Source organism: Caulobacter sp. FG7, assembly GCF_057808875.1.
On the sequence record NZ_JBMDIW010000002.1, the window covers coordinates 191431 to 216900 of the forward strand.

24 protein-coding genes are annotated in these 25470 nt (G+C 68.0%); 12 read left to right on the forward strand and 12 right to left on the reverse strand.

From position 1 onward, the window contains the following. Nucleotides 1-251: 251 nt before the first annotated feature. The 5 genes from ACODR1_RS02700 to ACODR1_RS02720 form a co-directional block, all read right to left on the reverse strand. Nucleotides 252-2831, reverse strand: coding sequence for an RHS repeat-associated core domain-containing protein (locus ACODR1_RS02700; protein WP_488879072.1), 2580 nt, complete (start codon nucleotides 2829-2831; stop codon nucleotides 252-254). A 14-nt stretch (nucleotides 2832-2845) separates the two neighbouring features. Continuing rightward, a complete protein-coding gene (locus ACODR1_RS02705) occupies nucleotides 2846-6859 on the reverse strand; it encodes a transglutaminase domain-containing protein (protein ID WP_488879073.1) in 4014 nt (1337 codons plus the stop codon). Next, on the reverse strand, nucleotides 6856-9486 hold the full coding sequence (locus ACODR1_RS02710; RefSeq protein ID WP_488879074.1) for an Ig-like domain-containing protein: 2631 nt from the start codon (nucleotides 9484-9486) through the stop codon (nucleotides 6856-6858). Before ACODR1_RS02710 ends, ACODR1_RS02705 begins: the two co-directional genes overlap by 4 nt. A gap of 443 nt (nucleotides 9487-9929) precedes the next feature. Continuing rightward, nucleotides 9930-10667, reverse strand: coding sequence for a hypothetical protein (locus ACODR1_RS02715; RefSeq protein ID WP_488879075.1), 738 nt, complete (start codon nucleotides 10665-10667; stop codon nucleotides 9930-9932). After that, complete coding sequence (locus tag ACODR1_RS02720; protein WP_488879076.1) at nucleotides 10664-11650, reverse strand: tyrosine-type recombinase/integrase; 987 nt, start codon at nucleotides 11648-11650, stop codon at nucleotides 10664-10666. The genes ACODR1_RS02715 and ACODR1_RS02720 overlap by 4 nt, the downstream gene beginning before the upstream one ends. Before the next feature lie 592 nt (nucleotides 11651-12242). Here ACODR1_RS02720 and ACODR1_RS02725 point away from each other — a divergent pair. Further along, nucleotides 12243-12980 carry a hypothetical protein gene (locus ACODR1_RS02725; protein WP_488879077.1) on the forward strand — a complete coding sequence of 246 codons (738 nt, stop codon included), beginning with the start codon at nucleotides 12243-12245 and terminating at the stop codon, nucleotides 12978-12980. Nucleotides 12981-12991: 11 nt separating this feature from the next. Here the strand turns inward: ACODR1_RS02725 and ACODR1_RS02730 are convergent, their stop codons facing one another. Genes ACODR1_RS02730 through ACODR1_RS02750 form a run of 5 tightly spaced genes read right to left on the reverse strand, consistent with a single transcriptional unit; the run spans nucleotide 12992 to nucleotide 16994 of the window. Continuing rightward, complete coding sequence (locus ACODR1_RS02730) at nucleotides 12992-13432, reverse strand: hypothetical protein (protein ID WP_488879078.1); 441 nt, start codon at nucleotides 13430-13432, stop codon at nucleotides 12992-12994. Next, complete coding sequence (locus tag ACODR1_RS02735) at nucleotides 13432-13854, reverse strand: hypothetical protein (protein ID WP_488879079.1); 423 nt, start codon at nucleotides 13852-13854, stop codon at nucleotides 13432-13434. Before ACODR1_RS02735 ends, ACODR1_RS02730 begins: the two co-directional genes overlap by 1 nt. Next, the gene (locus tag ACODR1_RS02740) at nucleotides 13844-16150 is read right to left on the reverse strand and encodes a ParB N-terminal domain-containing protein (protein WP_488879080.1); all 2307 of its coding nucleotides are present in this window, start codon (nucleotides 16148-16150) and stop codon (nucleotides 13844-13846) included. The genes ACODR1_RS02735 and ACODR1_RS02740 overlap by 11 nt, the downstream gene beginning before the upstream one ends. After that, on the reverse strand, nucleotides 16147-16656 hold the full coding sequence (locus tag ACODR1_RS02745; protein WP_488879081.1) for a hypothetical protein: 510 nt from the start codon (nucleotides 16654-16656) through the stop codon (nucleotides 16147-16149). The genes ACODR1_RS02740 and ACODR1_RS02745 overlap by 4 nt, the downstream gene beginning before the upstream one ends. Beyond that, nucleotides 16653-16994 carry a hypothetical protein gene (locus ACODR1_RS02750; RefSeq protein ID WP_488879082.1) on the reverse strand — a complete coding sequence of 114 codons (342 nt, stop codon included), beginning with the start codon at nucleotides 16992-16994 and terminating at the stop codon, nucleotides 16653-16655. The genes ACODR1_RS02745 and ACODR1_RS02750 overlap by 4 nt, the downstream gene beginning before the upstream one ends. 74 nt (nucleotides 16995-17068) lie before the next feature. Between ACODR1_RS02750 and ACODR1_RS02755 the strand changes: the two genes are divergently transcribed. After that, nucleotides 17069-17320 carry a hypothetical protein gene (locus ACODR1_RS02755; RefSeq protein WP_488879083.1) on the forward strand — a complete coding sequence of 84 codons (252 nt, stop codon included), beginning with the start codon at nucleotides 17069-17071 and terminating at the stop codon, nucleotides 17318-17320. Nucleotide 17321: 1 nt separating this feature from the next. Here the strand turns inward: ACODR1_RS02755 and ACODR1_RS02760 are convergent, their stop codons facing one another. Beyond that, nucleotides 17322-17843 (reverse strand): helix-turn-helix domain-containing protein, encoded by a 522-nt coding sequence (locus ACODR1_RS02760; protein WP_488879084.1) that lies wholly within the window; start codon nucleotides 17841-17843, stop codon nucleotides 17322-17324. A gap of 319 nt (nucleotides 17844-18162) precedes the next feature. Here ACODR1_RS02760 and ACODR1_RS02765 point away from each other — a divergent pair, with 319 nt between their 5' ends. After that, a complete protein-coding gene (locus ACODR1_RS02765) occupies nucleotides 18163-18507 on the forward strand; it encodes a hypothetical protein (RefSeq protein ID WP_488879085.1) in 345 nt (114 codons plus the stop codon). Here the strand turns inward: ACODR1_RS02765 and ACODR1_RS02770 are convergent. Beyond that, nucleotides 18504-19172 (reverse strand): XRE family transcriptional regulator, encoded by a 669-nt coding sequence (locus tag ACODR1_RS02770; RefSeq protein ID WP_488879086.1) that lies wholly within the window; start codon nucleotides 19170-19172, stop codon nucleotides 18504-18506. The two genes, ACODR1_RS02765 and ACODR1_RS02770, sit on opposite strands and share 4 nt — an antisense overlap. Nucleotides 19173-19226: 54 nt before the next feature. Between ACODR1_RS02770 and ACODR1_RS02775 the strand changes: the two genes are divergently transcribed. The 9 genes from ACODR1_RS02775 to ACODR1_RS02815 are packed head-to-tail and all read left to right on the forward strand — an operon-like array spanning nucleotide 19227 to nucleotide 25352. After that, on the forward strand, nucleotides 19227-19484 hold the full coding sequence (locus tag ACODR1_RS02775; protein ID WP_488879087.1) for a helix-turn-helix domain-containing protein: 258 nt from the start codon (nucleotides 19227-19229) through the stop codon (nucleotides 19482-19484). After that, nucleotides 19481-20020, forward strand: a complete 540-nt coding sequence (locus tag ACODR1_RS02780) for a hypothetical protein (protein ID WP_488879088.1) — start codon at nucleotides 19481-19483, stop codon at nucleotides 20018-20020. The genes ACODR1_RS02775 and ACODR1_RS02780 overlap by 4 nt, the downstream gene beginning before the upstream one ends. Then, the gene (locus ACODR1_RS02785; RefSeq protein ID WP_488879089.1) at nucleotides 20017-20373 is read left to right on the forward strand and encodes a hypothetical protein; all 357 of its coding nucleotides are present in this window, start codon (nucleotides 20017-20019) and stop codon (nucleotides 20371-20373) included. Before ACODR1_RS02780 ends, ACODR1_RS02785 begins: the two co-directional genes overlap by 4 nt. Before the next feature lies 1 nt (nucleotide 20374). Then, a complete protein-coding gene (locus ACODR1_RS02790) occupies nucleotides 20375-20746 on the forward strand; it encodes a hypothetical protein (protein WP_488879090.1) in 372 nt (123 codons plus the stop codon). Continuing rightward, entirely contained in the window at nucleotides 20743-21234 is a 492-nt protein-coding gene (locus ACODR1_RS02795; RefSeq protein ID WP_488879091.1) for a hypothetical protein, read from the forward strand. Before ACODR1_RS02790 ends, ACODR1_RS02795 begins: the two co-directional genes overlap by 4 nt. Then, complete coding sequence (locus ACODR1_RS02800) at nucleotides 21231-21956, forward strand: hypothetical protein (RefSeq protein WP_488879092.1); 726 nt, start codon at nucleotides 21231-21233, stop codon at nucleotides 21954-21956. The genes ACODR1_RS02795 and ACODR1_RS02800 overlap by 4 nt, the downstream gene beginning before the upstream one ends. Further along, nucleotides 21953-22228 (forward strand): hypothetical protein, encoded by a 276-nt coding sequence (locus ACODR1_RS02805; RefSeq protein WP_488879093.1) that lies wholly within the window; start codon nucleotides 21953-21955, stop codon nucleotides 22226-22228. Before ACODR1_RS02800 ends, ACODR1_RS02805 begins: the two co-directional genes overlap by 4 nt. Further along, nucleotides 22228-23439 (forward strand): DUF7146 domain-containing protein, encoded by a 1212-nt coding sequence (locus ACODR1_RS02810; RefSeq protein WP_488879094.1) that lies wholly within the window; start codon nucleotides 22228-22230, stop codon nucleotides 23437-23439. Before ACODR1_RS02805 ends, ACODR1_RS02810 begins: the two co-directional genes overlap by 1 nt. Next, on the forward strand, nucleotides 23436-25352 hold the full coding sequence (locus ACODR1_RS02815; protein WP_488879095.1) for a hypothetical protein: 1917 nt from the start codon (nucleotides 23436-23438) through the stop codon (nucleotides 25350-25352). Before ACODR1_RS02810 ends, ACODR1_RS02815 begins: the two co-directional genes overlap by 4 nt. The last annotated feature ends 118 nt before the right edge of the window (nucleotides 25353-25470 follow it).

Below are 25470 nucleotides of genomic sequence, written 5' to 3' on the forward strand. Positions count from 1 at the left end.
CAACGAAAGATATACAGTAGAAATTATACCTAATAAAATTGACCAACTTTATAATATAGGCAATCGAAATAGCCGGAAACACGACAATAGCCGCAGCCATCCAGAAAAACGTCGCCCGGCTGGCTGGGGACGAGTTTGGCTCAAATCCTCGCATTGTCGAGTATGCTGAAAACGAAATCATAACCACGAGAAGAATTGATATGGAAAGGACGATGGGAAGCGGCTTCCTGCGACACACCCCCACCTCAATACTACCAGTTCTTCTGTCTGTTGACGGCATTGTTCACCAAATCGTTGGCCCATTGAGCAGCCCCCTTTGCCACAGGGGTCTTCGAGAACGCGCTGACGCCTTTATTGAACGCCCAATTAGCAGCGGCAACACCGCCTTTTAGAGCGTCGGCACCAAAGAGAGATCCCACGGTTCCTCCAACCGCCCCACCGACAACCATGCCAGGGACCCCGCCAATGGCGCCAGCGCCCGCGCCAAGCTCTGCGCCAACTGCGGCGCCGACGACGCCGGTCGCCTGGCCCAGGGCATAGTCGCCCCCTTCCTTGGCGGCAGCGATTACGGGCCTCTCCCCGGCTTCAATCCGCTGAGCGGTTTTTATGCCCGCACCAAGAGGACCGGTGACCTTCGACACCTTGGCTGCGTCTGCAGCAAGCCTGCCGCCGACCTGCGAGGCCTTGGCGACCCCTTCGGCGACCGTCGCCGCCTTGTCGACAGCGTCGACAGCCTTGCCGGCATTGTCGAGATTGCGGTTCTTGTCCTCGGCGAACGCCCCCGTGGGATCCGTCTTGTTCAGCGGATCTCCCCCCACATAGGCGTAGAGGTTCATGTCATCCTCGTAGCCGACAGGATCGGTCTGCAGGAACCACCCGCGCGCCGGATCATAGACCCGCGCCTTGTAGTGATAGAGCTTGAGTTCCGGCAGGGCGATCTGGCCGGTGTAACGGAAGCGACTGCCGGCGCCCCAGTTGTCGCCCGGCTCGCCATAGGGTCCGTAGGTGTATTTGGCGATGGCGACGCCGGCGTTGTTGACCACGCCGATCACCGAGCCCTGGCGATCAGTCAGCAGATAGCGAGACGCGGCGGCGGAAACCCCCGCCCCTTCAATCCAGACGAGCGGAATATCGGCGCCCTGTCCATGTGCATAGCGCCGCAGCAGCGTCCCCGCGCCATCGTACTCGGCCACCAGCTGGTCGCCCGAATAGAGGAACTGGGTGACGGCGCCGTTGATCGTCGTCTTGGAAAGCCGGCCCAGCGGGTCATATTCCAGGCTGGCGCTGGCCGAACCGCTCATCGTGACCAGGCGGTTTTCGCCGTCATAGGCGAAGGCCCGCCCGGCGCCGTCGTTGACCAGGTTCTGGCGCCCATCGTAGCCGCCCGCCGCGGCGATCGCCGCGTCACGGTTCAGGCCGTCGGCCGTGGCGCTGAGGGTGGTGTTGGCGCCGGCCCAGACATAGGCGCCGTTCTGCATCGACTGGCCGGTGGTCTGGTTGGCCGGATTGTAGCCGAAGCCGAAGTTCACCCCCGAGGCGGCGTCCGACGACAGGGCATGCTGCAGGCTGGTCAGGCGGTTGCCCGCGTCGTAGCCGTAGCTCGACACCCTGTTGACGCTGCCGATGCTGGAGACGCGCCCCAGGTTGTCACGGTTGACGTTGACGCCGAAGTTCGTCCCGTCGCCCACCCAGTAGAGCCTGCTGTCGGCGTAGTAGGCCGAGGCGGTGAAAGCGTTGTCGGGCCAGCGCATGTTGGTGCGGTTGCCGGCTTTGTCGTAGTCGTAGGTCAGGGTGCGGCCGAAGGTGCTCTCGGTCTTCTGCCGGCCGGCCGTGTCGTAGGTATAGGTGACGCCCTGGCCGCTGGTATGGAACCAGGTCGCGGCCGGGCGCCCCGCCAGATCATAGCTGTAGCCGACGGTCGGAATCTGCGCGCCGTTCTTGCCGCTCATGCGGTTGAGGGCGTCGAAGCCGTAGTTGATGGTCGATCCGTCACGCCGGCGCCAAGTCTGGCGATTGCCGTTGGGGTCATAACCGAAAAGATCGTAGTCGGCGCCGTTGGCGAGCGTCAGCTGGCCCGGCGGAGCGCGGTCGGGAACCGAGTAGTGCGTGTAGGTCAGGCGGTCGAAGCCGTCATAGCTGAAGCTGGTGACGTTGCCGTTGGCGTCATAGACCAAGCCCTGCTTTCCGTTCGGGCGCCAGACATTGAACTTGTATCGGCGCACCTGGGGCGTGCCGACGCCCTCGAACACCCTCACGACCTGGCCAGCCGCGTCGTACTCGGTCTGGGTCACCCGGTCAGGGCCCTCGGCACCTTCGGTTTGCAGGGCGCAGGCGTCGGGCCGGTCCGAGGCGTTGTAGAGGCTCTGGAACACCGCGGAGTTCATGCGCACCGTGGAACACAGCTCCCGGTTCGCGCCGTCATAGCTCTTCTGGGTCAGGCTCGCCGCCGCCGTGCCCGGATAGGCGTAGACCTGGGTCTTGTTGCCCACCGCATCATAGCGGGTCAGCGTCGACTGATTGATCGTCAGGCCGCTGACCGACACCACGCCGGCGCTGACCGACACGCCGTCGACCGTCCCGATGTCGAGCTGGGTGACGCGCCCCATGGCGTCATAGGTCGTCTGCTCCGCCCGGCGCTTGAGCGGACCCGAACCGTCCGGATCGGGCCCGACCTTGAGCACCGGCCGGCGCGCGCTGTCGTACTTGTAGTACGTCGTATAGTCGGTCGCGGCATAGGTCTGCGCCCACGCCCCCGAGGCGACCATGGCCCCGGCGAGACAGATCGCGCTGCCTGCGCACAACAAGGCGGTCCGGCGTCCCTTCACGGTCATCGTCTTGCCCCCGCTCACGGACACACCCCCGCCCGCGGATCGGTCTCGCCAATCACGTTGCCCTGGCCGTCGAACATCTTGCAGGCCGTCGCCGCCACGCCGGTCGGATCCAGCGTCGAGCTGGTCGGATTGCCCTTGGCGTCATAGGCGGTCGTGGTCACCACGCCGGTCGGATCGGTGACCTTGGTCACCAGGCCCAGCCCCCCGTACTCGTAGCGCCAGACCGGGCGCACGCCGCCGACCGGCGGCTGGGTGACGGTCTCGACCTCGCCGGCGCCGCCGCCCGAGACCTTGTAGGTGTAGTCGGTCTGCAGGTCATAGGCGCTGTCGCCCGGCGTGTTGTTGCGGGCGTCGCGGATCCACAGGGGCTTGTTCCAGGTCGTATCGTAGGCGGCCTTCACCACCAGATCCGGCGCCACAAGGTTCGGCTGGCTGGTGTTCGGCTTGGCGATGGTCCGCAGCTCCACGACGTTGTCGCGGTCGTCGTATTTCATCTCGATCCGGTTCAGCTCGGGAAGCGTGCGCGAGAAGACCCGGCCCAGGCTGTCGTAGCTCGTGGCCGTCGTGCGCCCAAGCTCGTCGCTCTGGCGAACGACCCGGTCGTTGCTGTCGTACATGATGCTGATCACGCCGCCGGCGGCGTCGATCGAGCGGCCCAGGCCGAGCCCCGGTGCAAGGACCTTGGTCGACGGCCGCGCCCCCGAGACGCCGAGACGGTCGTAGACCTCGCGCACGCGGTTGGTGCGATCATAGGCGATCTGCTGGTGGGCGACGGTGGCGTTGTCGGGCGCGTAGATCTTGGCCAGGTAGGGATAGGGCGAGGGTCGGTCGCCCGTTCCGGCCCGGCGCCATTCGAACTTCCAGACGCCCCCGCCGGCCTGCGTCAGGGTTTCCGGCTCGAGCGCTTCCCAGTCCTGGATGTTGGCCAGCGTGGACGGGATCGGCATCGACGAGACGCGGCCGTCCGAGCCCGTCGCCGTCAGCCGGTCGATGTCGATATAGTAGCCCAGGCTGTTGGAGACCCGTGTCAGCCGGTCGCGGCAGGCCGACACCCGCTGCAGGTAGATGAGCGGTTGGGAGTCGCAGTAGCTGAAGGTAACCGAGACGCCCTTGGGGAAGGTCCAGGTGCTGGCCGGGAAGCCGAAGGCCTTGGCTTTCGGATAGCGCACCGTGGTCGAGCCCATCCAGCCGGGGTTCCATTCCCGCCAGTTGAACTGCAGCACGTCGCCGCCCTTGGCGCGTCGGGAATAGGAAACCTGATCGTAGAGCCAGGTCAGGCTGCGTGCACCCGGCTCGAGCGTCGTCCGGCGGGCGCCCGTCTGGGTCAGCACCGCCGCCGAGCCGCGCGGCGCGGCGTAGCTGCCGTCGACAAGACGAACGAAGGTCTCGTTCGACGGCCCTTGCGTGACCGTCACCACGTTGTTGCTCAGTTGGCGCGACATCCAGCGCATCACCGCTGCGCCCGCCAGCTGGTTGCCGGCGGCGTTGGGGTTGTCGCGATAGAGCGCGAACGCCCCTTCCAGCGCGGTCAGAGGTCCGGCCATCGCCAGCGGGCTGGTCGCCCCCATGCCCTCCAGGCCGCCGCCGGAAGCCGCAGCGCGGATGTCGAAATTGTGCGTCCAGCCGAAGCTGCAACCTGCGCACTTCGGACCGCCCGCCTGGAACGTCCGCTCGAACGACAGGCTGTAGGGGAACTCTCCACCGCCGACCTTCAGGTCGGCCGGCGGGGTGAAGGTGAAGGCGCCCGTGCGCAGGTCCGCGCCGTTGATCGACGAGCGGTCCTTATATTGGTCCTTGAGCAGGTCGGCCTGCTTCTCGGGCTTGAAGCCCTCCTTCTTTTCAGCGTCGTCGCCCGTGCCGCCGCCCTTCAGGCCGCGGTCGAGCGAGGTGACCATGTGGGCGATGTGGCTGCCGTCGGCCTTGAAGGCGACCCAGGCGCAGCCGCGGTGCATGGTGGCGTCGGTCTGGGGCACCCACGGGTTGGGGTTGCTCCAGACGCTGGGCACCGGATTGGCCTGGCCCGGACCCAGCATGCGATCGTTGGCCTGCAGCACGGAAAAGCCCTGGGTCGTCAGGTTGGAGCCCGCGCAGACCCTGCCGCTGGCGGTCGCGCCGGCGCTGTAGGTGGCCACCGCGGGCGCCGCGATCCCGGCCGGGAACAGGTGATAGCGGATCGTGCTGGCCAGGTTCTGCTGCCCCCAGGGCAGGCGCTGGGCGGTCGAGGCGGTGTCCACCGCATCGAGCTGCTGCTCCATCACGCTGCCTTCGAGCATGGCCAGGGCCGCCGCCAGCGTGTGCCGGGTCGCCAGTTCGTCGGCGGCGTCGCCGGTCACGCGCGAGGTGCTGTAGGCCGAATCCAGGTCGAGCCGCATCCCGCTGTCCTTAGGCGCTTCGCCAAGGAGCTCGTTCGGATCGGCAATTCGGTTCTTGTTGCTGTCGTAGACGAAGAAGTGCGCCTGCGAATACGAGACGCCCAGGGTGTGGTGATGCTGCAGCCCCACGCCGGAAACCGTTTCCAGCAACTCGGACGTCCGCGAGGCCTGGGCCAACCAGCTGGCGCCCAGCTTGGACTTGACGGAGACCTGGGTGGTGCCCGCGTCCGACTGCACGAAGACCGTGCCGTCGGGAACGTTCGATTCCTCGACAGGATCGGGGATCTTCTCGTCGCGTTCCTGATTGGCCTCCTGCCCGAGCTTGCCCTGCAGCTCGCTTCCGGTGTCGCCCCAGCCGTGAACGATGACCACGTCCTCATAGCGGTCGACGTACTTGACGGCGTTGGCGTCCATGTAGGCGCCATTGGCGGCGGCGTAGGGGTGATTGACCGACAGGTTGATGGCGTAGGACTGCAGGCTGTCGGTGTCGCCACAGCCCGCGCCGACGATGACGCCGTCCACATAGACGCCGCCGACCGCCGTGCCGTAGCTGATCATGCGGTGCAGCGTCAGGCGGCGACCATAGATCTCGTCGACAAAGAAGCTGCGGCCGCAGGATCCAGCGGCCATCGACAGGACCGTGCGATAGCGATCGGGCATGCCGCCCGTGAAGCTCTGCCGGGCGCTGAACGCGCCGGTCGTCGGGCTGCCCTCGGGCGCCTCGGAGAACCGGATGGTCCGCGCACCGGTGAGGTCGTCGCTGCCGCGTTCCTTGTAGGTCGTGCGCAACTGGGTCAGCAGGGTCGTCGCCGAGGTCGACAGGGTCTGCTCGATGCCGGCGATATTGACGCCGGCGACGTAGGGCGCGCCGCTCTCGCTCTGCGCCGTCGCCCCACTCAGCGCGGTGGACACGAACCCGGCTCGCGACAGGCCCGCGACCGTCTTGGCGTCGATCGCCTGGCCCATGTCGCTGGGCTTGTAGGAGGGATCGTAGGTTCGCGTCACGCCCCCGACCTCGACCTGGACCTGGACATGGCCGAGCGTGACGCTGGCGACATCGCCCGACCCGCTTATGGAGGCAGGAATGGCGCCGTTGGCCAGCAGGGCCGTGGCCGCGCTCACTGTCCTGACGCCGAGCCACTCGTCCAGCTGGGCGCCCGTGAGCGTGAGATCGCCCAGCACGTAGCGGGCCGAGGGGTAGCCGGCGGCGCGGAGCAGCTCCACCAGCAACTGGGCCTGATCGAAGGACGTGCCCGAACGATCGACCAACGCGCCGACGGCGCCCTTCTGCACGCCATAGATCGGCACGATGCGGATGTTGTTGCGAACGAAGACGAAGATCCGTCCTGGATCATTCCCCAGCGCCGCCGCCGCCTCGGTGATCTCCGGCGGCCGCGCATTGGCCCAGGGATAGGTGACCGTAGCGGGCTGGGAGGCGTAGTAGGCCTCCGCGGCGCTCGGCGCGATCAGGTCGGCCGCGCCGAAGCGAACGCCGGGAACCGTGCCTTCCTGAGCCGATGCGGCGCCCGCTCCGAGCGCCAGGGCCAGCACGCCGGCGCTCGCCGCGCCCAGTGCGCGACAACGCAGCGAAGAACTGGAAGGGATCATCGAAACCGAAGCTTTCACGTAATGGGCCAGCGGGATTGTTCGGCTCACGAAGCGGTCTCACGTTGGAAGGTGACGCTGACGGTGGAGGTGTAGGCCACGCGTCCGGCCCCGTCGGTGACCTTGCAGCGCCAGACCGAGGTCCATTGGCCGTAGGTCGAAAGCGTGCGCGACCAGGTCGCCGTCGCCCCCGACGGATTGACTGTGGTGCTGGTGTCGCCGGAGACGCGTTCCCAGGCGTAGGTGTAAGGTCCAACACCGTTGGCCGTCGTGACGGTAACCGCCGGATCGCTGGTGATCGGCGCGGTTCCGTATCGTTGGGCGAACCAACTGGGCGTGCTGACCCCGGCCGAGAAGACGGGCGTCGGCTGCACGTTGACGGTGACCGTAGCCGTGCCCGTGCCGCCGTATCCGTCGATGACATTGTAGTAGAAGCTGTCCGTACCGACGAAGCCGGCCGCCGGCGTATAGGTCACCGACGTGCCGTTGGCTTGGGCCGTGCCGTTGGGGGCGCCCCAGGCGTTCGAGACGGAGAGCCCATGCCCTTCGGGATCGGAGTCGTTGCCCCGCGGGTCGAAGGTCACCGCCTGGTTCTGGAACGTGCTCACCGCGTCGTTCTGCGGGGTCGGAGCCCGATTCTGCACGGTGACGCTGACGGTCGCCGGCGCGCTGCTTCCGCCGGGCCCTGAGGCCACGTAGCTGAAGCTGTCGCCGCCGACATAGGCCCCGCTGGGCGTGTAGGTGGCGGTCGCGCCGTTCAGCGACACCGAACCATGGGCCGGCTGGGCGCTGATCGCCACGCCCGAATACGCCCCGCCCGGCTGCAGCTGGACCGAACCGCTGGTGAGCGAGAGAATCGACAGGCTGGCGGCGGCGGCGGTCGGCGCCGGCGGCAGGCCGACATTGATGCTGAAGGTTCTCACCGGCCCCGAGCCGCCGGCGTTGTAGGCGCGGAAGGTCCAGCTGTCGGGCCCGTAGTAGCCGGCGTGCGGCGTATAGGTCGACTGGTGGCCCACGCCGGCGACATGGCCGGGCGTGGAAATGCTGCCATGGGCCGGGTTCGAATCCAGCGCCACCTCGGCGTAATCGCCAGTGACCGGATAGGTGATCGTCACGGCGCTGTTGTAGGTCGTCGAGGCCGATCCGTTGTCCGACGACGGGATCGGGGGATTGCCGATCGAGACATTGACGGTGCGCACCGCCGACGAGCCGCCGGGACCGGTCGCGTGATAGGTGAAGCTGTCGGAGCCGTAGTTGGGCCAGGTGACCTTGTAGGTGGCCGTGGTTCCGGAGAACGAGACCGTCCCCTTGGCCGGCGCGGCGTCCAGGGCGGCCCCCGTCGTCACGCCCGAGATCGGCAGGTTCAGGCTGGCGGTGCTGTTGTAGCCGACGCTGAGCGTGGCGTCGCTCGCGGCGGGCGCCGGCGGCGTAGCGACGTTGAGGGTGACGGTGCGGTTGCCCGACGAACCGCCGGGATTGGTTATATTGTAGACGAAGCTGTCGGCGCCATAGACGCCCGCGTTCGGCGTGTAGGGAATGTTCCAGCCGCCGTTGGCCCAGGTCCAGGCGCCCAGGCTGCCCCGCGAGGGCTGGCTCACCAGGTTCAGCGACACCCAGTCGCCGCCGCCGGGGAAGAAGACGTTGGCCGCGCTGTTGTAGCCCACCGACACGCCGATGTCCGACGCCGAAGGCGCGGGCGGATTGGCGATCGTCACCCCCACGCTGGCCGGCGCGCTTTCGCCGCCGGGGCCCACGGCCTTGTAGGTGAAGCTGTCGGCGCCATAGGCGCTGGTGTTGGGCGTATAGGTCGCCGTCGTCCCGCTGATCGACACCGCCCCCTTGGTCGGCGAAGCCACGACCGCAAGGCTCGAATAGACGCCCGACGGCGACAGGGCGATGCTCTTGGCGGTGTTGTATCCGGTGCTGGTCGACACCGCCGCCGCCCCGGGCGCCGCGGGCAGCCCGACCGTCAGGCTGGCGGTCGCCGGAGCACTGGTCCCGCCCGGCCCGGTGGCCGTGTAGGTGAAGCTGTCGGCGCCGTAGTAGCCGTTCGTCGGCGTATAGGTCGCCGTCGTTCCCGAGACGACGACCGAACCATGGGCGGGATTGGAGGCTTTCGACAGGCTGGCGTAGACGCCGCTCGGCGCCAGGTTGAACGTCGTGGGCGTGTTGTAGGCGGTCGACGCCGACACCGCCGCAACGCTTGGCGCGGCCGGCGTCGCCACGGAAATGCTGACCGTGCCCGGGGCGCTCTCGCCGCCGGGCCCCACGGCCTTGTAGGTGAAGCTGTCGGCGCCGTAGGTTCCATTGGTCGGGGTGTAGGTCGCGGTCGTCCCGCTGATCGATACCGAGCCCCTTGTCGGAGAGGCGACGACCGAAAGGCTGGCGTAGGCGCCCGACGGCGTCAGGGCGACGGCGGTCGCTGTATTATAGGCTACGTTCGCCGCCACATTGCCCACGGTTGGAGCCGGCGTCTTGGGAGAGGAGGCCTGCTGGGTCCTGTTTCCAGCCGCATCGTAGGCATAGGTCACAGACGCGCCATTGGAATAGGTGACCTGAACCACCCGCCCCAGGCTATCGTAGCGGTACGTGACTGATTGCGTCTGGGCCAGGGCCTCCGCGCTCAGGCACGAGACCATCAAAGCCGCCAGCCCCAGCCGGCTTCCAACACGCAACATGCAACCGCCCCCGGGGCCGCTAAATTCGCGACACAACCGGAACTCGCAAGGCGCCGCACCAAGGTCAACCCATAGTCAAGCTGACCACTCGCAAAAGCTGTGGAGAACGCTCAATGCCGGATCGCGAGAGACGCGCTGACGACCCCAGAGACCACCGCCCTCACGCCGCGACGACGATCATCCCCGGCAGCCACGAGGATCTTTCGACAGAATGACAAGCCCCCTGCCAGCGCGAAAACGCCGCAAGCCCTGGAACCAGACCTGAGAGGGAGGGGATGGTGGACGCGACAGGGATTGAACCTGTGACCCCTACGATGTCAACGTAGGGGCAAGGCGCTAAGTGATTGAATTTTTAGGGCGTCGCGTTCGCCACTTCCCTGATTTGTTCACGTCTGTTCGCAGGCATTCCGGGAAGTTTCTGGGAAGCGGGGTATAAAGACAGCTCAAGGCGCCGTCTTCAAATTGGCCTCTATCTTGAGCCGATTTATGATTTCAGTGATTGACGCCTCGAACTTTCTTGCAGCGACATGGCTGATCATCCTGCCCGCCACCGAAACTTGCGTCGCAATGGCATTCGCCTCCATGGCCATCCTAAGGGTGTCATCGGAGATCACGCTCTTCAGATGAAGATTTCCGAGCGTCTCAAGGGTGAATCCCGTGTCTACGCCATAGCGTGCGGCGGCTTGATTGACCGTGGTATCTAAGCGCGACCACGCCGTTAGAACGCGTTGCCGAGGTGAGGGGCGTTTGGGCAAGATATGCGCATACACTCCGCTATCTCTCTGAGTGCCGAGCGCTGGCTCAGCCTCGGGCGGGCTCCCCTCCCCCGGCGGGCCTTTTAAGCTGGCTTGCCCGTCGATCGCCGTCTCTCCGCTAACCCCATTGGCGCTAAGGGCGACACTCGGAGTTGGGGGGCTCTCCTTCTGAACTTCGGTAACCTCCTCCTTCAGTTCAGAGACCTGCTGGTTGACGTCTCCCCATTCCCCCTCGACGCCAAGTCCGCTGAACTTGAACTTGCGATTTAGCAGCGATCGGATTTCTCGGCGGAAGGTCAATGCGATCACGACGACCACAATCGGCCATGCTGCCGCTTTGGATAGCTCGACGACTTGTTTGGCTATCTCAACAATAAGTTCAGCCCCGCCCATTGGCGCTTCAGGCCCTTTATACGTGAAAGTCATCCAAGCGCCTTTCGCGCGCGTGCGTGGTGGCTCGGCCGGTGGTGGCCGTAGTTGTCGAGCAGGGCCTTGGGGCTCATGCCGAGGTAGGACGCGGCCTCCCAGACATCCACGTCGCCTTCCATCAGCCAGGTTGCGCAGGTGTGCCTGAGCCAGTGGGGCGAGACCTCGGCCGCCAGGCCGGCGTCGGTGACGCAGGCCTCGAAGCCGCGCCGGATCCGGCCGGCGATCGGCGCGCCGCCGTGGTGCAGCACGGTGTTGGCCATGACCAGGTCCTCGGCCTCCAGCAGCTGGGCGGCCTTGGCCTGGTCAAGCCGGCGCCAGCGGCGGAGGTGCGCCAGGAGGCGATGCGGGATCCGGACGACCGGCCTGCGCTTGGTCTTGTGGTCCTTCTCGCGCTTGCCGCGGCGATAGACCATGCCGTCCTCGATATCGACCCAGGCCTGGGTGGCCGACTCTTCCCAGAGCAGCTGGGGCGTCACGGCCGGGCGATTGCCGGTGTAGAGGCCGATCAGGATGAACCGTCGAAGGTGGGCGCGGTTGGCGCGGGCGCTGCCGCTCAGGCGCCGCCATGAGCGGGCGCCGTCGGCGGCGATCTCCAGGCGGTAGCCCATCGCGGCCCTGAGCAGGGCCGCGGCCTGACCGCGGGTGAGCGCGTCGCGCGGGCTCTCGGGCTTTTCGGGCAGGTGGACCTTGGGCCGGACGATCAGCGGATACTCGCCGTTCCAGTAGTGGATGGCGGCCGACATGTCCTCGAGCTCGCGCCGGGCGCCCTGGTCGGTCACACGCTTATGGAGCGCGGCGCCGCGCTTGGCGGCCTTCAGCGGCTGAGTGATGCGGAGCTCGACATAGGCCGTGCACTCGGAGCGTCGGACGTCGTCGAGGCGCTTGTCGCCCCAGAACGACATCAGGGCGTCGACCCGGACCTTGGTGGCCTTCGGATCGGCGAGCCGAGGCGCGCGCTCCTTCAGATAAAGCGCCAGCACCTCGGCGATCAGGACCTTAGACGGATCACTTCGGCGCTGGCGATCGTCAGCAACTTCTTCCGTCGCGGACCTCTGCGCCCATTTTTCGGCGATATAGGCTGCGAGCTGGGCTTCGGCGCCGTCAGGGCCTGCGAGGCGATCAGGACCGCAGCCTGTGCTGATCTCAGTCTGTCCGTCTCGGATGTAATAGAGGTCGGGCAGCGGCTTTCCCGACCGGTTGTCGCGGCGACCGGAGCGGAGGTAGAGGCGCGGGCCCTTGGAGCGGCGGGACATGAATTCGCAGGTTCAGGTTGGAAAAGAGCCCGCACACTCGCGGGAGTGACCCACAATAGCCCCCTCATGCGGGCCGGGGTCAATCGGCCGCGCCTGATCTCGGTCCGCAGCGACGAGACGGTGACCGGCCCACGCGGCCAGAAGACCGCCACGTACTCGGCCAGGGTCATCCAGTCATCATCGGCCCAGGCCGCCGGGTCAGGCATATGCTCAACCCGCGCCATAAGGCGCCTCACAGCAACCATGGACTGCACCCGCTCCCATTGATGAACTTAAGCTTGACTGAAGCGATCAAGCGGCGACCATCTCCGCTCCCCCAATGAAGGAGCAGGTGCTGAACAGAGATCTCAGAGATGCGCTGGAGATTGCGGTCACCGCTGCGGGCATGGTCATAGGCGTGTTCTGCGCGATCGACCCCTTGCCTGGCGTCTACGGCCCGTTCGATTTTCTCAAGGACAACAAAGAATTCGCTCCGTGGTTTTCGGGCACAGCGACCTCTCTTGGTGTGATTGTCGCCCTGAGGAACGTTAACCGCCAACTTGGCGAGGCCGCTGCCAAGGAGCGGCGCGACGACGCCCGAAGCAGCGCTAAGCGCCATGCCGACGCCGAGCGCCTTGCATCGGCCATCATCGCGATCATCGGGATCGTCGGACATCAAGCGCTTTATTGTAAGGCCGTCCTGGAGCTCACGAGTTGGCGGAGGCGCGTGCGGAGTTTCGCAGGAACGCACGTTCGCGGCCTGGAGGCGGGTAAGGCGGCGATGAATAGGTTCCCCATCCATGACTTGCCCAGCTTCGAGGCTATAGACGTGTGGTCGCGGATCACGATCATTCACAGCGTGCTCGACGGCGTTCTGGAAAAGCTCCAACACGACGGTCGACCTGATCTGGAGGATTGCCGGGTCTCGGCAATCCAAGCGTGCGAAAACATCACCGGCCTGGCAGACGAAATGTGCATCGCCCTCGGTCGCCCACGTTTCGACTGGACCCAGATGCGTGACCAGCTGACCTTGACCGAACCGGACGCGTTCCCCGCCACACCTCATGGCCGCGAGTAGCGGTATCTTGGTCAAGCCGCCCGCTCCCTAATGCTATGCTTCCCGATCGTCGGGGCGATGCTGTGTTCGGCCGCCAGGGCGCGCTCCAGGGCGGCGCGGCCGCCGCCGTCGAGCCAGGCCCAGCCGATACAGTCGCGCTCGGCGCCGTCGACGAGGGTGAAGATCGAGACGCCGCGCACTTCGCCCCGCCCGTGGATGTTGAGCGGCTGGTCGTCGCGCAGCTGAATGGCCGCGTCACCGCGATGGCGGTGAATGGCGCGGGCCAGGTCGCGAGCCGTGGCATAGGCGACCGGCTTGCACAGGGGGTTGTTGGGATAGCGGACGAGGGCGAAGCGGGTGTCGCCGGGCATGCGGATCCTCCGGAAGAAAGCGAGCGCCTCGGCCAGGGCCGGGTCGCGGGGGCGGTAGGCGGCGGCCAGGGCGGCCGCGTGCGGGTAGAAGCCGAGCGACATCAGGCGACGCCCTGGCCGGGGTCGGCGGCGCTGGGTCGCGGTGCGAGCGGCGCTCGCACGATCTCGCCCGTCGACAGGCGAAAGAAGCCTTCGCCGGGGTAGTCCTCGTCGCTGCAGCGGCGCAGGAAGGTGGCCGGCAGCAGGGCCAGGTCGCCGGCGCGGATGGCGGTGCTCGACCAGGTGAAAGCCGCCAGGGTGTTGGCCCAGGTTAGGTGCTTCTCGGCGAGGCTGACGGCCTGCTGGGCGCAGGCTTCGAAGCGCTGGGCCCGCAGCGGCGCGGCCGGAATCCGATCGGTGCCGAGGGCCAGGATTGCGGCGCGCTCTACGTGCGCCATGGCGATGACCGCGTAGCGGGCGGCCTCGCCCTTCAGGTGGGCGATCGTCGTTTCGATGTCGCTGCTTGGGCTGGCGTCAGGCTGCATCGGCTTCCTCCCCTTCGTTGAGATCCTGGTGATCCGGGTCGACGTACTGGCCGTCCTCGAGGTGGTCCTCGGCCCAGACGTCGGCGGCCTCACGCGCTCCGGCGCGGGTGAAGTCGAGCTCGCCTTCTGCCTCTCCCTGCAGGCGCACGCGGATGCGATCGGCGAAGCGTTCAGCGTCGGCGGGGGCCACCTCATGTTCGCTGATCAGCTGGCCAGCGATCCACGCGCCGAACTCGACCCAATCGGTGGCCTCGCGGTCATCGTCGAGCTCGTGCGCGGGCCAGCACCCCGTGAGGGCGTTGAGGGCGAGCAATCCCAGCCGGTAGGGAATGGCGTCATAGCCAAAGCTAGCGCCATTGCCCGCCTCGCCCTGACGGCCGTAGTAGGCTTGAGTTGGTCGCGTGAAGGGCGCAGGCAGGCCTCTGGCGGTGAGCAAATCCCGGAGGCGGCTGCCAAGTGCGTCGAGCGTTAGCGCCTTCCCGTGGTCCTCGATGGCCGCGATCTCGGCCTCGGCCATCGCACTCGCTTCCTGCCGCGCACGGTCGCGATCTTCCTGCTCGCGCTTGCGCTGGGCTTCATCCTCAATGGCCTTCTTCGCCTGTTCCGTCAGTTCGAACGGTCCGTTCAGCCAGGCGGTGGCGAAGCGCTTTTCCTTCTTGCAGGCGTCCGCCTCGTCGGCACCCAGCACCTGGGTTCGGATCTGATGTAGCGCCTTGGCCCGCTCGCTGGCCTTGCCGAGCTCGGGCCACCGGCCCTTTAGGGCCTCCTCGCAGTTGGGGGTCTGCCACGTCGTGGGCTTGACCCGAACGGACCCATCACGCTGCGGCTCGTTGAGAGCGAGGCTGAGAAACTTTCGTTTGGCGAGGTCGCCGAGCACTGCGCGGTCGGCGTTCGGCTGGACCTGCGCGCCGTGGTAAGCGGGGGTGTTGTAGTTGTAGCCGTCGCCGCCCTGCTGCTTCCACGCCGTGTAGATTTCCAGCAGGACCAGGGCGTCCTCGTCAGAGATCTCGGTCGGCTTCGGCGGCGGTGCCTTGTTCAGCCACTCGATATGATAGCCGGCCGCCTCCTCCAGATTGGCGATGTCCTCTTCGCTGATCCCGGCCAACTTGCGCGCCGAGCGGATCCGGTCGTCGAGTTCGGGGTAGACCCATGCCTGCCGCTGGGCGAGCTCGCGGCCAGGGAGGGTAAGGATCACGTGATAGGGGTAGCTGGCCCCGAAGATCGCCAACCCTGCCGCTTGCAGGGCCTGGGCCACAGGATAGTTGCCGGCGTCCCCAGCCGTGATCGGCGTGGTTATCTCGGTCGACGGACCAATCGGAGACTTCGGTCCAGGGAAGCGCTCGGCACGGTGGGCGATCTCCATCACCGCCAGCACCAGGTCCGGATCCGGCTCCGGCGCGGTGGCCGCCGTCGCGACCGCCACGGCCTCCTCGCCCTCGACCTGCGCAGGCTCTTCCGGTTCCGCCTCCGGCTTAGCCTGGGTGGTGCTGTCGCGCAGCTTTTCCCAGGTCCACACGCCACTTTCATGCAGGGCGATGTTGGCGGGGCTGGCCTTGTCGACGGTGCGGATCTTCTCCTGCACGGCCCGCACGCCCGTTTCCTTGCCTTCGCGGGCCCGGCCCAGCTTGAAGGCGATGGCGCGAGCCGAGAGGCCGGTTTCGGTGCGATAGGCGGCGAGCGCCTTGGCGTCTTCCCAGGGGCTGAGGTCGGCGCGCTGGGCGTTCTCGACCAGGCCGATGAACAGGGCCTCGGCGCGCGTACCGGCCCGCTCGACGAAGGGCAGGCCTTCCTGCAGGGCGGGTGGAAGCCGGTCCTCGGCGATCAGCCGACCGATCGCGCGCCAGCGGCATTCGCCGGCGTGCAGCATGCGAACGCCGCTCGCATCGGCCGGATAGAGCACCAGGTTCTGCAGCAGCCCGCCAGCCTCGGCGATGCTGTCGGCCAGGCCGTCGATATGCTCGTCGGGGAAGTCCTTGCGTGGGTTGTCGGGGTTGGAAGCGATCTTGTCGTGCGGCCACAGCGGCAGGCCAGCCACTGGCCCGACGCCCGCGGCCCGGTCGAGCGCCTGCAGGCCCAGGTGGCCGGCGCCGCCCAGGGTATATACCGTCTTGCCGTCGAGGGGCTGGGTCAGCACGAGGGCGGCCTCGAGCATGGCCTTCAGCGTCTTGTTGACGTTGGAGTTGTCGCGGTCGAGCGCCTTGGCGATCTCGCCTGAGGTGCGCTGCTCATTGTCGGCGAGGAGGCGCAGGATCGGTTCGGCCGACAGGACCAGCGTAGTGATGGGGTTCGACGTCATTCGTCGTCTCCGAGCGAGAGAAACGGGTTGTCTTCGAGGGTCGCGGCCATTGGCGTGGCCGTGGCGGGGGAGTGGCGGCGCAGGTCCACGCGGACGTAGGGGCGATGGCCCAGGCCGAAGTTGATCCAGGTGGCCGAGATGCCGCGCACCCTCGCCAGCCGCTCGCCCGCGGGCCCGCCGCCGTCGAAGCGGTGGATCCAGGCCAGATCGAACGGGCGAGGGTTGCCCGCCTCGACCGCGACGAGCTCGCGCGGATCAAAGCCCAGGGTGCGCGCCAGCTTCTTGCCCACCTCGATCGCCGTGGGGCCGTAGAGCGCGCTGCGGATCTCGGGCTTGCCGTCCCGGGCGCGATAGACGACCTGGACGATGTCGCCGTCGCGGAACGGCAGGCCCTGGCCCGGATCCTCGGCCAGGGCGACGCCCGGGCCGGTGACCTGGGTGATCACGCCGTCGAAGGGCGAGAGGCGCTGGAAAGCCTCGGCGAAGCTGACGACCTTGCCGCTCATGGGCGCATGCTTGCCGGGCAAGGGCCGATCACCCGGCGCAGGTCGCCCTGCAGGGCCAGGAGGTCGGCGCAGCCAATGTTCTGCCAGAGGGCCCCGGCCAGGTAGTCGAGAGCGGCCTCGGCGCGCATGCGCATGACGCGGGCCAGGATCACGGCGTCCGCGCGCGACAAGACGAACCGGCGGCCGTCGAGGGTGAAGCCGATGACCGGGCGCGAGGGCGCATCGGCCGTGATCACCGCGACCGGGGCGAAATGGATGGGCAGGCGCCCCGCCGTGTCGATGGCCAGCATGACCTCGGCGACGCGGGTGTCCTGGGCGAGCTCGGCGGGGCTGGCCATAGCTAGACCGTCCCCGCTTTGCGCAAGCCAAGCTCGGCCTTAAGGTTGCACTTCACAACCGAGGAGAAGCCCGAGTGACCGAAGCGATTGAACGCCTGCGCGAGAGGGAGGCGGAGAAGATGGGCGAGGTGGCGGCTCTCGCGGAGCTGATCGCAGCCCTTTACCGCGCGATCCCAGACGGCGCGGCCGTGCTGGCGGAGCTCGAGGCCCGCGTCGCTCGAAACGCCGGCCCTGGCACCCAATACGCTCAGCTTCCGGAGGGCTGGCATAAGGGCTTGCGTAGCCAGTTGGCCTTCGTGCGCAGCCGGCTTTCGGATCCTAGCTGACCTACGCATGGCGGACGTTTCCGAGGTCGGCCACGATCTCGCCGGTCGAACGTCCGCCGATCGGAGCCTGCGCCCCGCTCTCGTTGGCCGGCCGGCGTGCGGAGCGTTCGCGCAGCCCGGCAAGGCGCTCGGCCAGGTCCAGCACCAGGCGGCGGTCGGCATGGGGCAGGGTGACGAAATCTCGCGCCAGTTCCATGCCGCCGGCGACGCCCATCAGCAGGTCGGCCGACGACGGCGCGTCGCCCGATCCGGGCTCGGCCTCGACGTCCAAGCCTTCAAAGAAGAAGGCGGCCGTGACCTTCAGGGCGCGAGCGGCTTCGAACAGCTTGCTGGCGCTGATGCGGTTGGCGCCGCGCTCGTACTTCTGGACCTGCTGGAAGGTGATGCCCAGGTGGTCGGCCAGGGCTTCCTGGCTCATGCCGACCAGTTTGCGGCGCATGCGGATCCGCGCGCCGACATGCAGGTCGATCGGGTTGGGGGTACGTCCGCAGTTGGCGTCTGCGGATGCTTGGGTGGCCGTCATGTCGGGTCCTCGACCGCCGCGCCGACCGCCTGTCACGCCTCACCGTGGCTGTCGGTGGGCGCCGGTCGGGCGATCCGATCGAGGCGAGCGAGCCTCGTGGGTCGGCGCGGGGTTGAGAATTAGATGTTCGTTTTACGCACCGATGGTCAAGGCCAAAAAGTGCGTTTAGCGAACATTCCGCTCAACACAAGGGCCTCCACGTCCGCAAAAATGTTCGCTGAACAACCGCTTAGGCGCATTTACAGACGTTGCACATGAGGCGTCCGCGCTCATAGGCTGTAGGTAATCGAGCGCCGCAGGCGCTATTTTGGGGGCGCTTATGTCCAGACAAGAGGGCGCGGTCGCGCCGCGCATCGGAACCGGAACGGGCTACTTCGTCTGCGGCGGCATCAGCATCGCCCTGGCCGTTTTCATCGGCGCTGGATCCTCCGGCTCAGTCGACGCCGAAGGTGGGGCTGTCTTTGCGACGGCGCTGCTGGCTCTAGGCGGCGGACTGATCGCCGTTGGGTTCTGGGTGAAGCTGTTCGGCCTGGTCGAGCGCCGCCTTATTGATATCGAGCGCCGCCTGCCGGGCGGCAGCGAGGTGGGCGACCAAGCGCGCACGTCCAGGCCCGTCGACGACATGCCGCCCCTCATTCCAGGGCAGCGGTTCGACGGTCGCTAGCGTTGCAGATGCAGCTTCACCGGCCGGGCGCTAGTGATGGCCACGTCGTCGATGGGCGGCGCGTTGGGGCTTTCCAGCGTGAAGAGCCCCTCGCGCGCGCCTTTGCGTAGTCGCTTGACCAAGCCAATGCCGTCGGTGGTTTCGACTAGGCACATGCGGCCCAGGCACTCCTGCTCATTGAAGCGCTGCTCGCCACGAATGACGATGACGTCGCCCTCGTCATAGATCGGCCAGCACGACTGGCCGCGCACCTCATAAGCCGTGGCGTCGGACCACGAGGCCGGGATCTCGACGACGCGGTCACTGTAGATCTCGCCCGCTTCGATCTGAGCGCCGGCTCCGACAAGTCCGGAGACCCGCAGCATGCGGGAGTCCGACGGACCATAGCGCAAGAATGACGGCGAGACGCCGAAGTGCGCCGCCAGGCGCGTCAGCACGTATTCGGGCGGATCGTGTCCGGCAGCTTCGTACTTGGTGTATTGGCTGCGACTGACGCCGGCCACTTCGGCCATGTCGTCCTGGGTGCCGCCGGCGCTCGCACGCAACGCCTTCAGGCGACCGGCTAGGGTCGTCTCATCGATGACCTCTCGGGCCTGTCGTGGGGCGCGTCGGGCGGCGGGCATGCCCAAACGTATGTCCACAATGTTCGCGTGGCGCACGTGCATAATACGAACGCCATAAACTAGAATGATGTTCGTTTCACGCACATTATGCGGATCATGTCCGATGATTCGCCGCTGCGCTGGGTACGACGGCAGGTCTTCAAGACCGGCCAGGAGGAGATCGCCGCCATTGGCGGGGTGAGCCGATCGCGCGTGTCGCGATATGAGGGCGGCAAGGACGACCCGCCGTTCCGGTTCATGAAGCGGCTGCGGTCCGAGGCGATTGCGCGCGGCCTCCCCTTCAGCGGTGACTGGTTCTTTGCCGAGCCTGCCGGTGACGCCGAGTCCTCCAGCGACGGCGAGGGCGGTCAATGACCCCCGCCGCGCACGCGCTCAAGTCGCGGGTGGCAGCCTGCCTCGCGCTCCTCCAGCCCGACGACGAACGCTCGCCTCCACGCGACGCGCACGGGGCCGCAGCGGCCAAGCTTCTTGCCCGCATCGCTGAAATCCGCACTTCGGCGGCCGCGGTCAGCTCGATCGGCTTTTCGTTCTCAGCGCGAATGCACCGCATGCTCGATCTGGGAAAACATTCGTTCCAGGTGCCTCAGCATGGGCTGGGACATGTCGGCCTGACGTATGTCGGCATCCAGTCGATCGATCGCGGTTCGACGCAGCGCGTCGAAGGTCCGCTCTGGATCATCAGCCTTGAGCAGCACCAGCCCGGCCAGCGTCTTGAGCAAGCGCTCCTGGGCCCCGAGCTGGGCGTAGACGTCTGTCACGACGTCCATAAGCAGTTCGTCGTCTTCGCTCACTTCAGTTGCTCCGTGGCTGGTTTCGCGACGCCCATGGAAGCACGGCCGTCCGAGTCGCGGGAACGCGGCTCGGACGGCGACGACGAGGCCGACCAATGACGCCCGCCGAGCGCCTGGAGCGCTGGACGGCCCTGATCGACGAAGCCAGCGCGCTGGCGGTCGACTTCCGCGCCTCGTTGATCGTCGACGCGGACCATGCCGCGCCCCGATTGGACATGCGCCTGTCGGCCCTGCGCGGGCAGGTGCGCGCCATCGACGTGACCAAGCTGCCGTACCCGGCCTGGGAGGACGCCCGCGAGTTCGCGTGGCTGGCCCAGGGCCTGGTCGACGAAAGCCAGACCATCGGCGACCGCGCTCGCCACGCCGAGGACCTCGCCTACTCGGCCGCCCGCCTGAAGGCGGTTCTCGCAACCACGAGCGCGGGCCGTCGCCGCGCGGATCTGGACGACTGAGATGCGCAGCCGCCCTTTCGCCGTCGAGCAGGTTCGCCGTCAGGCAGACCTTTCACCCGCCAAGCGCTGGCGAAAGCTGGCGCACCATGCCCAGCAGCAGGCCGCCGCCGCCCTGGGCGAGCTGACCGGCGCAGCGCCCGATCCCGGCGGCGACAAGCGCTGGGACCTGATCGCCTTTGCCAGCGCCAACGCCCAGGCGCACGACACGCCGTTCGCACGGATGACGCCCTACCGCGCCGCCGTGCTGGACCTGTTCCGCGCCGCCGCCCGCGCCTTCGTGGCGGCCGGCCCGGACGATCGCCGCGCCGCAGCGGCCCCGCTGAAGGCGGCGGCCGAACTGCTGGCCGAGCTGATGGAGCGCGACCGCCGATGACCCGCGCCGACCAAGACCTTCTGACCTTCAAGCAAGCCAAGATGAGCAACAGGACCATCGCCATGCTGCTGGGCTGGACCGAGGCGCGCGTCGAGCGCCGCCTCGGCGAGCTCGCCATGCTGGCTACAGAGCCCCACGAAGAGGCCGCCCATGATCAAGATCCGTCGCCGCCCGCGCCCGACGCCAAAGCCCCCTGCGCCGAAGAGGAAGGCGCGCCGGATCCGGTTGCGGTCGTCGCGGCCCCCTCGCCTGCGTATCTGGAACAAGACCAGGTTCGCCTCGCGCTTCGCGCGCTGATCGCGTTATCGGCGATCGACTTTGGCCGCCTGGCGCGGCCGGTGCAGGGGCGGCGGCTGAAGGCCGTGACGCCGAACATCCGTCGCTGGGCGGCCCGCTTCCTGGATGCGCGGTGGAGCCTGGAGGTCGTCGCCGGCCTGTTCGGCGTCGACGCCGACGACCTGGCCCAAGCCCTGCGGACGCCCGCATGAGCCGCCGCGACAACCGCGCGATCGTCGAGCGCCGCCATCGCGGCGCCGTCGACAGCGACGACGCCCTGACCGCCCTCTATCGCCGCCTGGAGTTCTATCCCACGCCGCCCTGGACGGGTCGGGCGATCGGGCAGTTCATTCAGCGCCTGGACCCGGCCGCCCGCACAGTGTGGGAGCCGGCCTGCGGCCAAGGGCACATGGCCGCGTCGCTGGCCGAGACCTTCGAGGTGAAGGCCAGCGACGTGCATGACTACGGCTACGGCCAGGTGCGCGACTTCCTGGCGCCGACCGAGCCGGAGATGCGTGGCGAGGATCCGCGCCTGTGCGATTGGATCATCACCAACCCGCCGTTCCGCCTGGCCGAGACGTTCGCCCAGCTGGGCCTGAAGCGCGCGCGCCGCGGCGTGGCCCTGCTGTGCCGCCTGGCCTTCGAGCAGGGCGGCGAGCGCTATCCCCTGCTGATGCGGCTGTCGGCCCAGGCGACGTTCTGCGAGCGGCCCTCGATGCGGCTGGGGCGCTGGGATCCCGAGCTTTCCACCGCCACCCCCTACGCCCTCTTCGTCTGGATGCGCCGCGATGCGGAGGCCCAGACCCCGTACGGCGGCGTCATGGCCGCCTGCCGTGAGGCCGGCGGCTGGTGGTCGACCCTGATCATTCCGGGCACGCGCGATCACCTGCACCGCGCCGAAGACGTGGAACGGTTCGCCGGAGAGCCCGCATGAAGCTGCCCAAGTCGCCCAAGACCGTCCACGTCACCGTGACCGGACACAAGCTGGCGTCGCATCACCTGGCGGCCCTGAAGGCGCTGGTCGATGCCCAGCCGTTGTCGCTCGCGCCCGGCCGAGACGTCGGCGGCGGCACGCTGGCCGCGCTGGTCCAGTTCGGCTTGGCGCGACGTGATCGCCAGGCCGGACGCGTCGTGTTCGAGGTGAACAACGAGGGTCTGGCCGAGGCCGACCGTGCGAGCGGCGCTCGCATTCCTGGGGTCGGCTGATGGCGCGCGACCTGTTCGAACGCGCTCGTCGGGCCGTCTCCGTCGCCCAGCTGGTTGAGGCCCAGGGCTGCAAGCTGGTCGGCAATCGCAGCTGGTGCCCGATCGACGAGTGCGGGAAGAAGAAGAAGGAACGCCCCTTCGCCGTGAAGCCGGCCGAGGGGCGCTTCAAGTGCTTCAGCTGCGGGCGACACGGCGACGTCATCGAGCTTGAGCAGCTGCTGCGCGGCGACGACGTGGTGACGGCCGCGCGCCGTCTGGTGGGTGAGGCGGGGCGCGACGCCCCTCCCCCGCGCCCCGACGCCCAGGATGAAAAGGCGCCCGACGACGCAGAGGCGCGAAAACTGCGCTACGCCGGCGAGATGTGGGGCGGCGCGACAGGCGTGCTGCGCAGCCTGGCCGAGAAGTACCTGTTGGGGCGGGGCGTGCATCCGGCAGTCATCGCCGACGCCGCGCCCTCGATGCGCTACCACCCCGCCGCCCGGCACAGCTGGGACGACAGGCGCGGCGACTGGGTGCGCGCGCCGGCGCTGCTGGTGCGGATCGAGACGCCGGAGGGGCCGACGGGCGGCGTTCACGCCACCTACCTGCTGCGCGACGGCTCGGGCCGCGACAAGGCCCTGGGAAAACGCATGTGGGGGCCCCAGCACCTGAACGGCGTGACCGGCGGCGCCTGGCTGATCGGGCCGGTGCGCCAGGGTTATGACAATACCCCGCTGGTGGTCGGCGAGGGGCTGGAGACGGTGCTCTCGCTGGTTTCGATCATCCGCCTGCAGGGCCGGCGCGCCCGCGCGGCGGCGGCCCTGTCGCTGGATCGCCTGCAGGGCCGCCTGGCGCTGGACGCCGATCGTTGCATCGACCTGGCCAAGCCCCAGGCGACCTTGCAGCGGGCGGACTTCGTCGGCCCCGCGGCGACCGCCTTCGTCTGGCCCTGCCCCAGCGATCAACCGTGGCCGGAGGTCATCGTGGCCGTCGACCGCGACATGGGCGAGTGGTCGATCAAGGCGCGGACGGGCCGGGGCAAGCCCGTGCCGATGAAGCTGGCCGGCGAGGCCAGGGCGATCCTGTGCGCCAGCCTGGTGCGCCAGCAATGGCGGGCGATCGGCCAGAGCCGTCTGCGTCCCGCCCTGCCGCCCATCAATAGCGATTGGAACGACGAACTGCGCCGCCGGGTCGAGGCCGACCTGGCGCGCCTTGGGGGTAAGTGCGCGTGAGCGATGACGTCGACAACGAGTTCGGGGACGAGATCCTGGACGACGGCATGGACGAGCGCCCAGCCGAGCCGGTCAACTATGACCCGCCGAACCTGGGCATGGAGGACGCGCCGGAAGGGACGGAAGCCAAGCTTAAGGGCTTCCCCAACCCCGACATCAAGGGAAGCCCGGTGGTGCCCCTGGGCTTCTACGGCTCCAAGGTGGTGTTCGCCATGCCCGAGGGCGAGCTGCGCAGCGAGCAGGCCAGCAAGGTTGGCCAGATGCTGCGCACCGACATCTTCGCCTGCCCGGCCGGCGCGGCCTTCATGACCTACTGGCGTGACGCCGAGGACAAGTTCCAGCGCGAAGCCGCGGCGATCTACTTCGTGCGCAAGTGCCGCGAGGCTGGGCTGTGGGATCCGGCGCGGCCCGTGCGCGGCCTGGGCGTGTGGCCCGGCGAAGCCGGGGCGCTGATGCTGCACCGGGGCGGCGAGGTGCTGAAGTTCCAGAGCGGCCAGAAGGTCGTGCGCAAGTCGATCGCCGAAATGATGCGCGAGAAGACGGCGGCGATCTATCAGCTGCGCCCCGCCGCCCCGGCCCCCGGCAAGCCCTCGACCGCCGACGACGGGGCCAAGGTGCGCGACTGGCTCGACATGTGGCGCTTCGAGGCGATCGGCCTGGACGGCCTGACGGGGGCAGACGTGGTCGCAGGCTGGCTGATGGCCTCTCTCCTGGGCGCGGTCGCGCCCTTCCGGGGGCACGTGATCATCAACGCCATGGCCGGGTCGGGGAAGACGACCCTGGTCCATTTCATCCACGCCCTGCTGTCGGCGCTGGCCGGGCCGGTGCTCGACAGCTTCTCGGAGGCGGGTCTTCGCAGCGACCTGTCGGGCAACGCTCGTCCCGTGCTGCTGGACGAAGCCGAGTCTTCTGCCAGCGCCTTTGGACCCGGCGTTGTCGAGCAGGCGCTGGCCCTGCTGCGCCGCATGGCGACGGGCTCGGGCAGCACCCGCAAGCAGGGCGGCGGCGACGGCGGGACCATGACCCAGACGGCCGTGGGCGCGGCCCTGATGGCCGCGATCAACCCGCCCAAACTGACCAGCCAGGACGGCACGCGGATGGTCGAGGTGCGCCTGCTGCGCCTCGGCGGCGGGCCACCGCGCCCCGGCCCCCAGGTCACCGATGACGATATCGAGGCCGCGCGCCTCGAGGCCGAAAAGCTGACCCCCAAGTTGCTGGGCCGGGCGATGCTGGGGGCTAGGCGCTACAAGGCTGACGTGGCCTCCATCAAGGCCGCCCTGCGCCGCGCCGGCCAGGAACCCCGCGCCGCCGACCTGATCGCCATGATCGCAGCGGGCCGGCGGCTGCTGCTGCACGACAAGCCGCTCGACGACGCCAGCGCTGACGCCGAGGTCGTCTTCTGGCGTCCGCTGATCAGCCAGCGGGAAGCCGCCGAGGTCGTCACCAACCCCGGCGCCGACGCCTTCGCGCACCTGATGGCGGCCGAGACGAGCCAGTACCGATCCGACCGAAGGCTGACGATCGGGGTCATGGTCGAGCGCCTCGCGGCCGGCGAGCGCGACTATGTCGAGATGCTCAAGGGCTACGGCCTTCAGATGTGGGAGGACGTCGGGCCCGACGGACGGCCCGGTCCATGGCTGCTGGTCGCTAACCATCACCCGGCGCTTGAGCGGATCTATGCCGGCACCCACTGGGGCAACTGGCGGCTGTCGCTGTCCTACCTCGACGAGCTCGGCGACGACCACAAGACCTGGGCGACCAAGCCCATGCGCTATGGCGCGGGCGTCAAGCAGCGCGGCCTGGCCATTCCCCTCACCCCCTTGTTGGAGCGCTTCGCCGGCCAGTCGCCGGGCGACCGTTCCACCAGCGTTCCACCCACTGTTCCAGGAGAAGCCGTTGACTGGGAAGGATAATCCGCCGCCCGGAACGGGTGGAACGCCTGGAACGGCCGCCCTTCTCCTGCATGAGCGTGCAGGTGCAGGGAGTGGTGTGTCCGTTCCACCCGTTCCAGCCGTTCCACCTTCTTCTTTC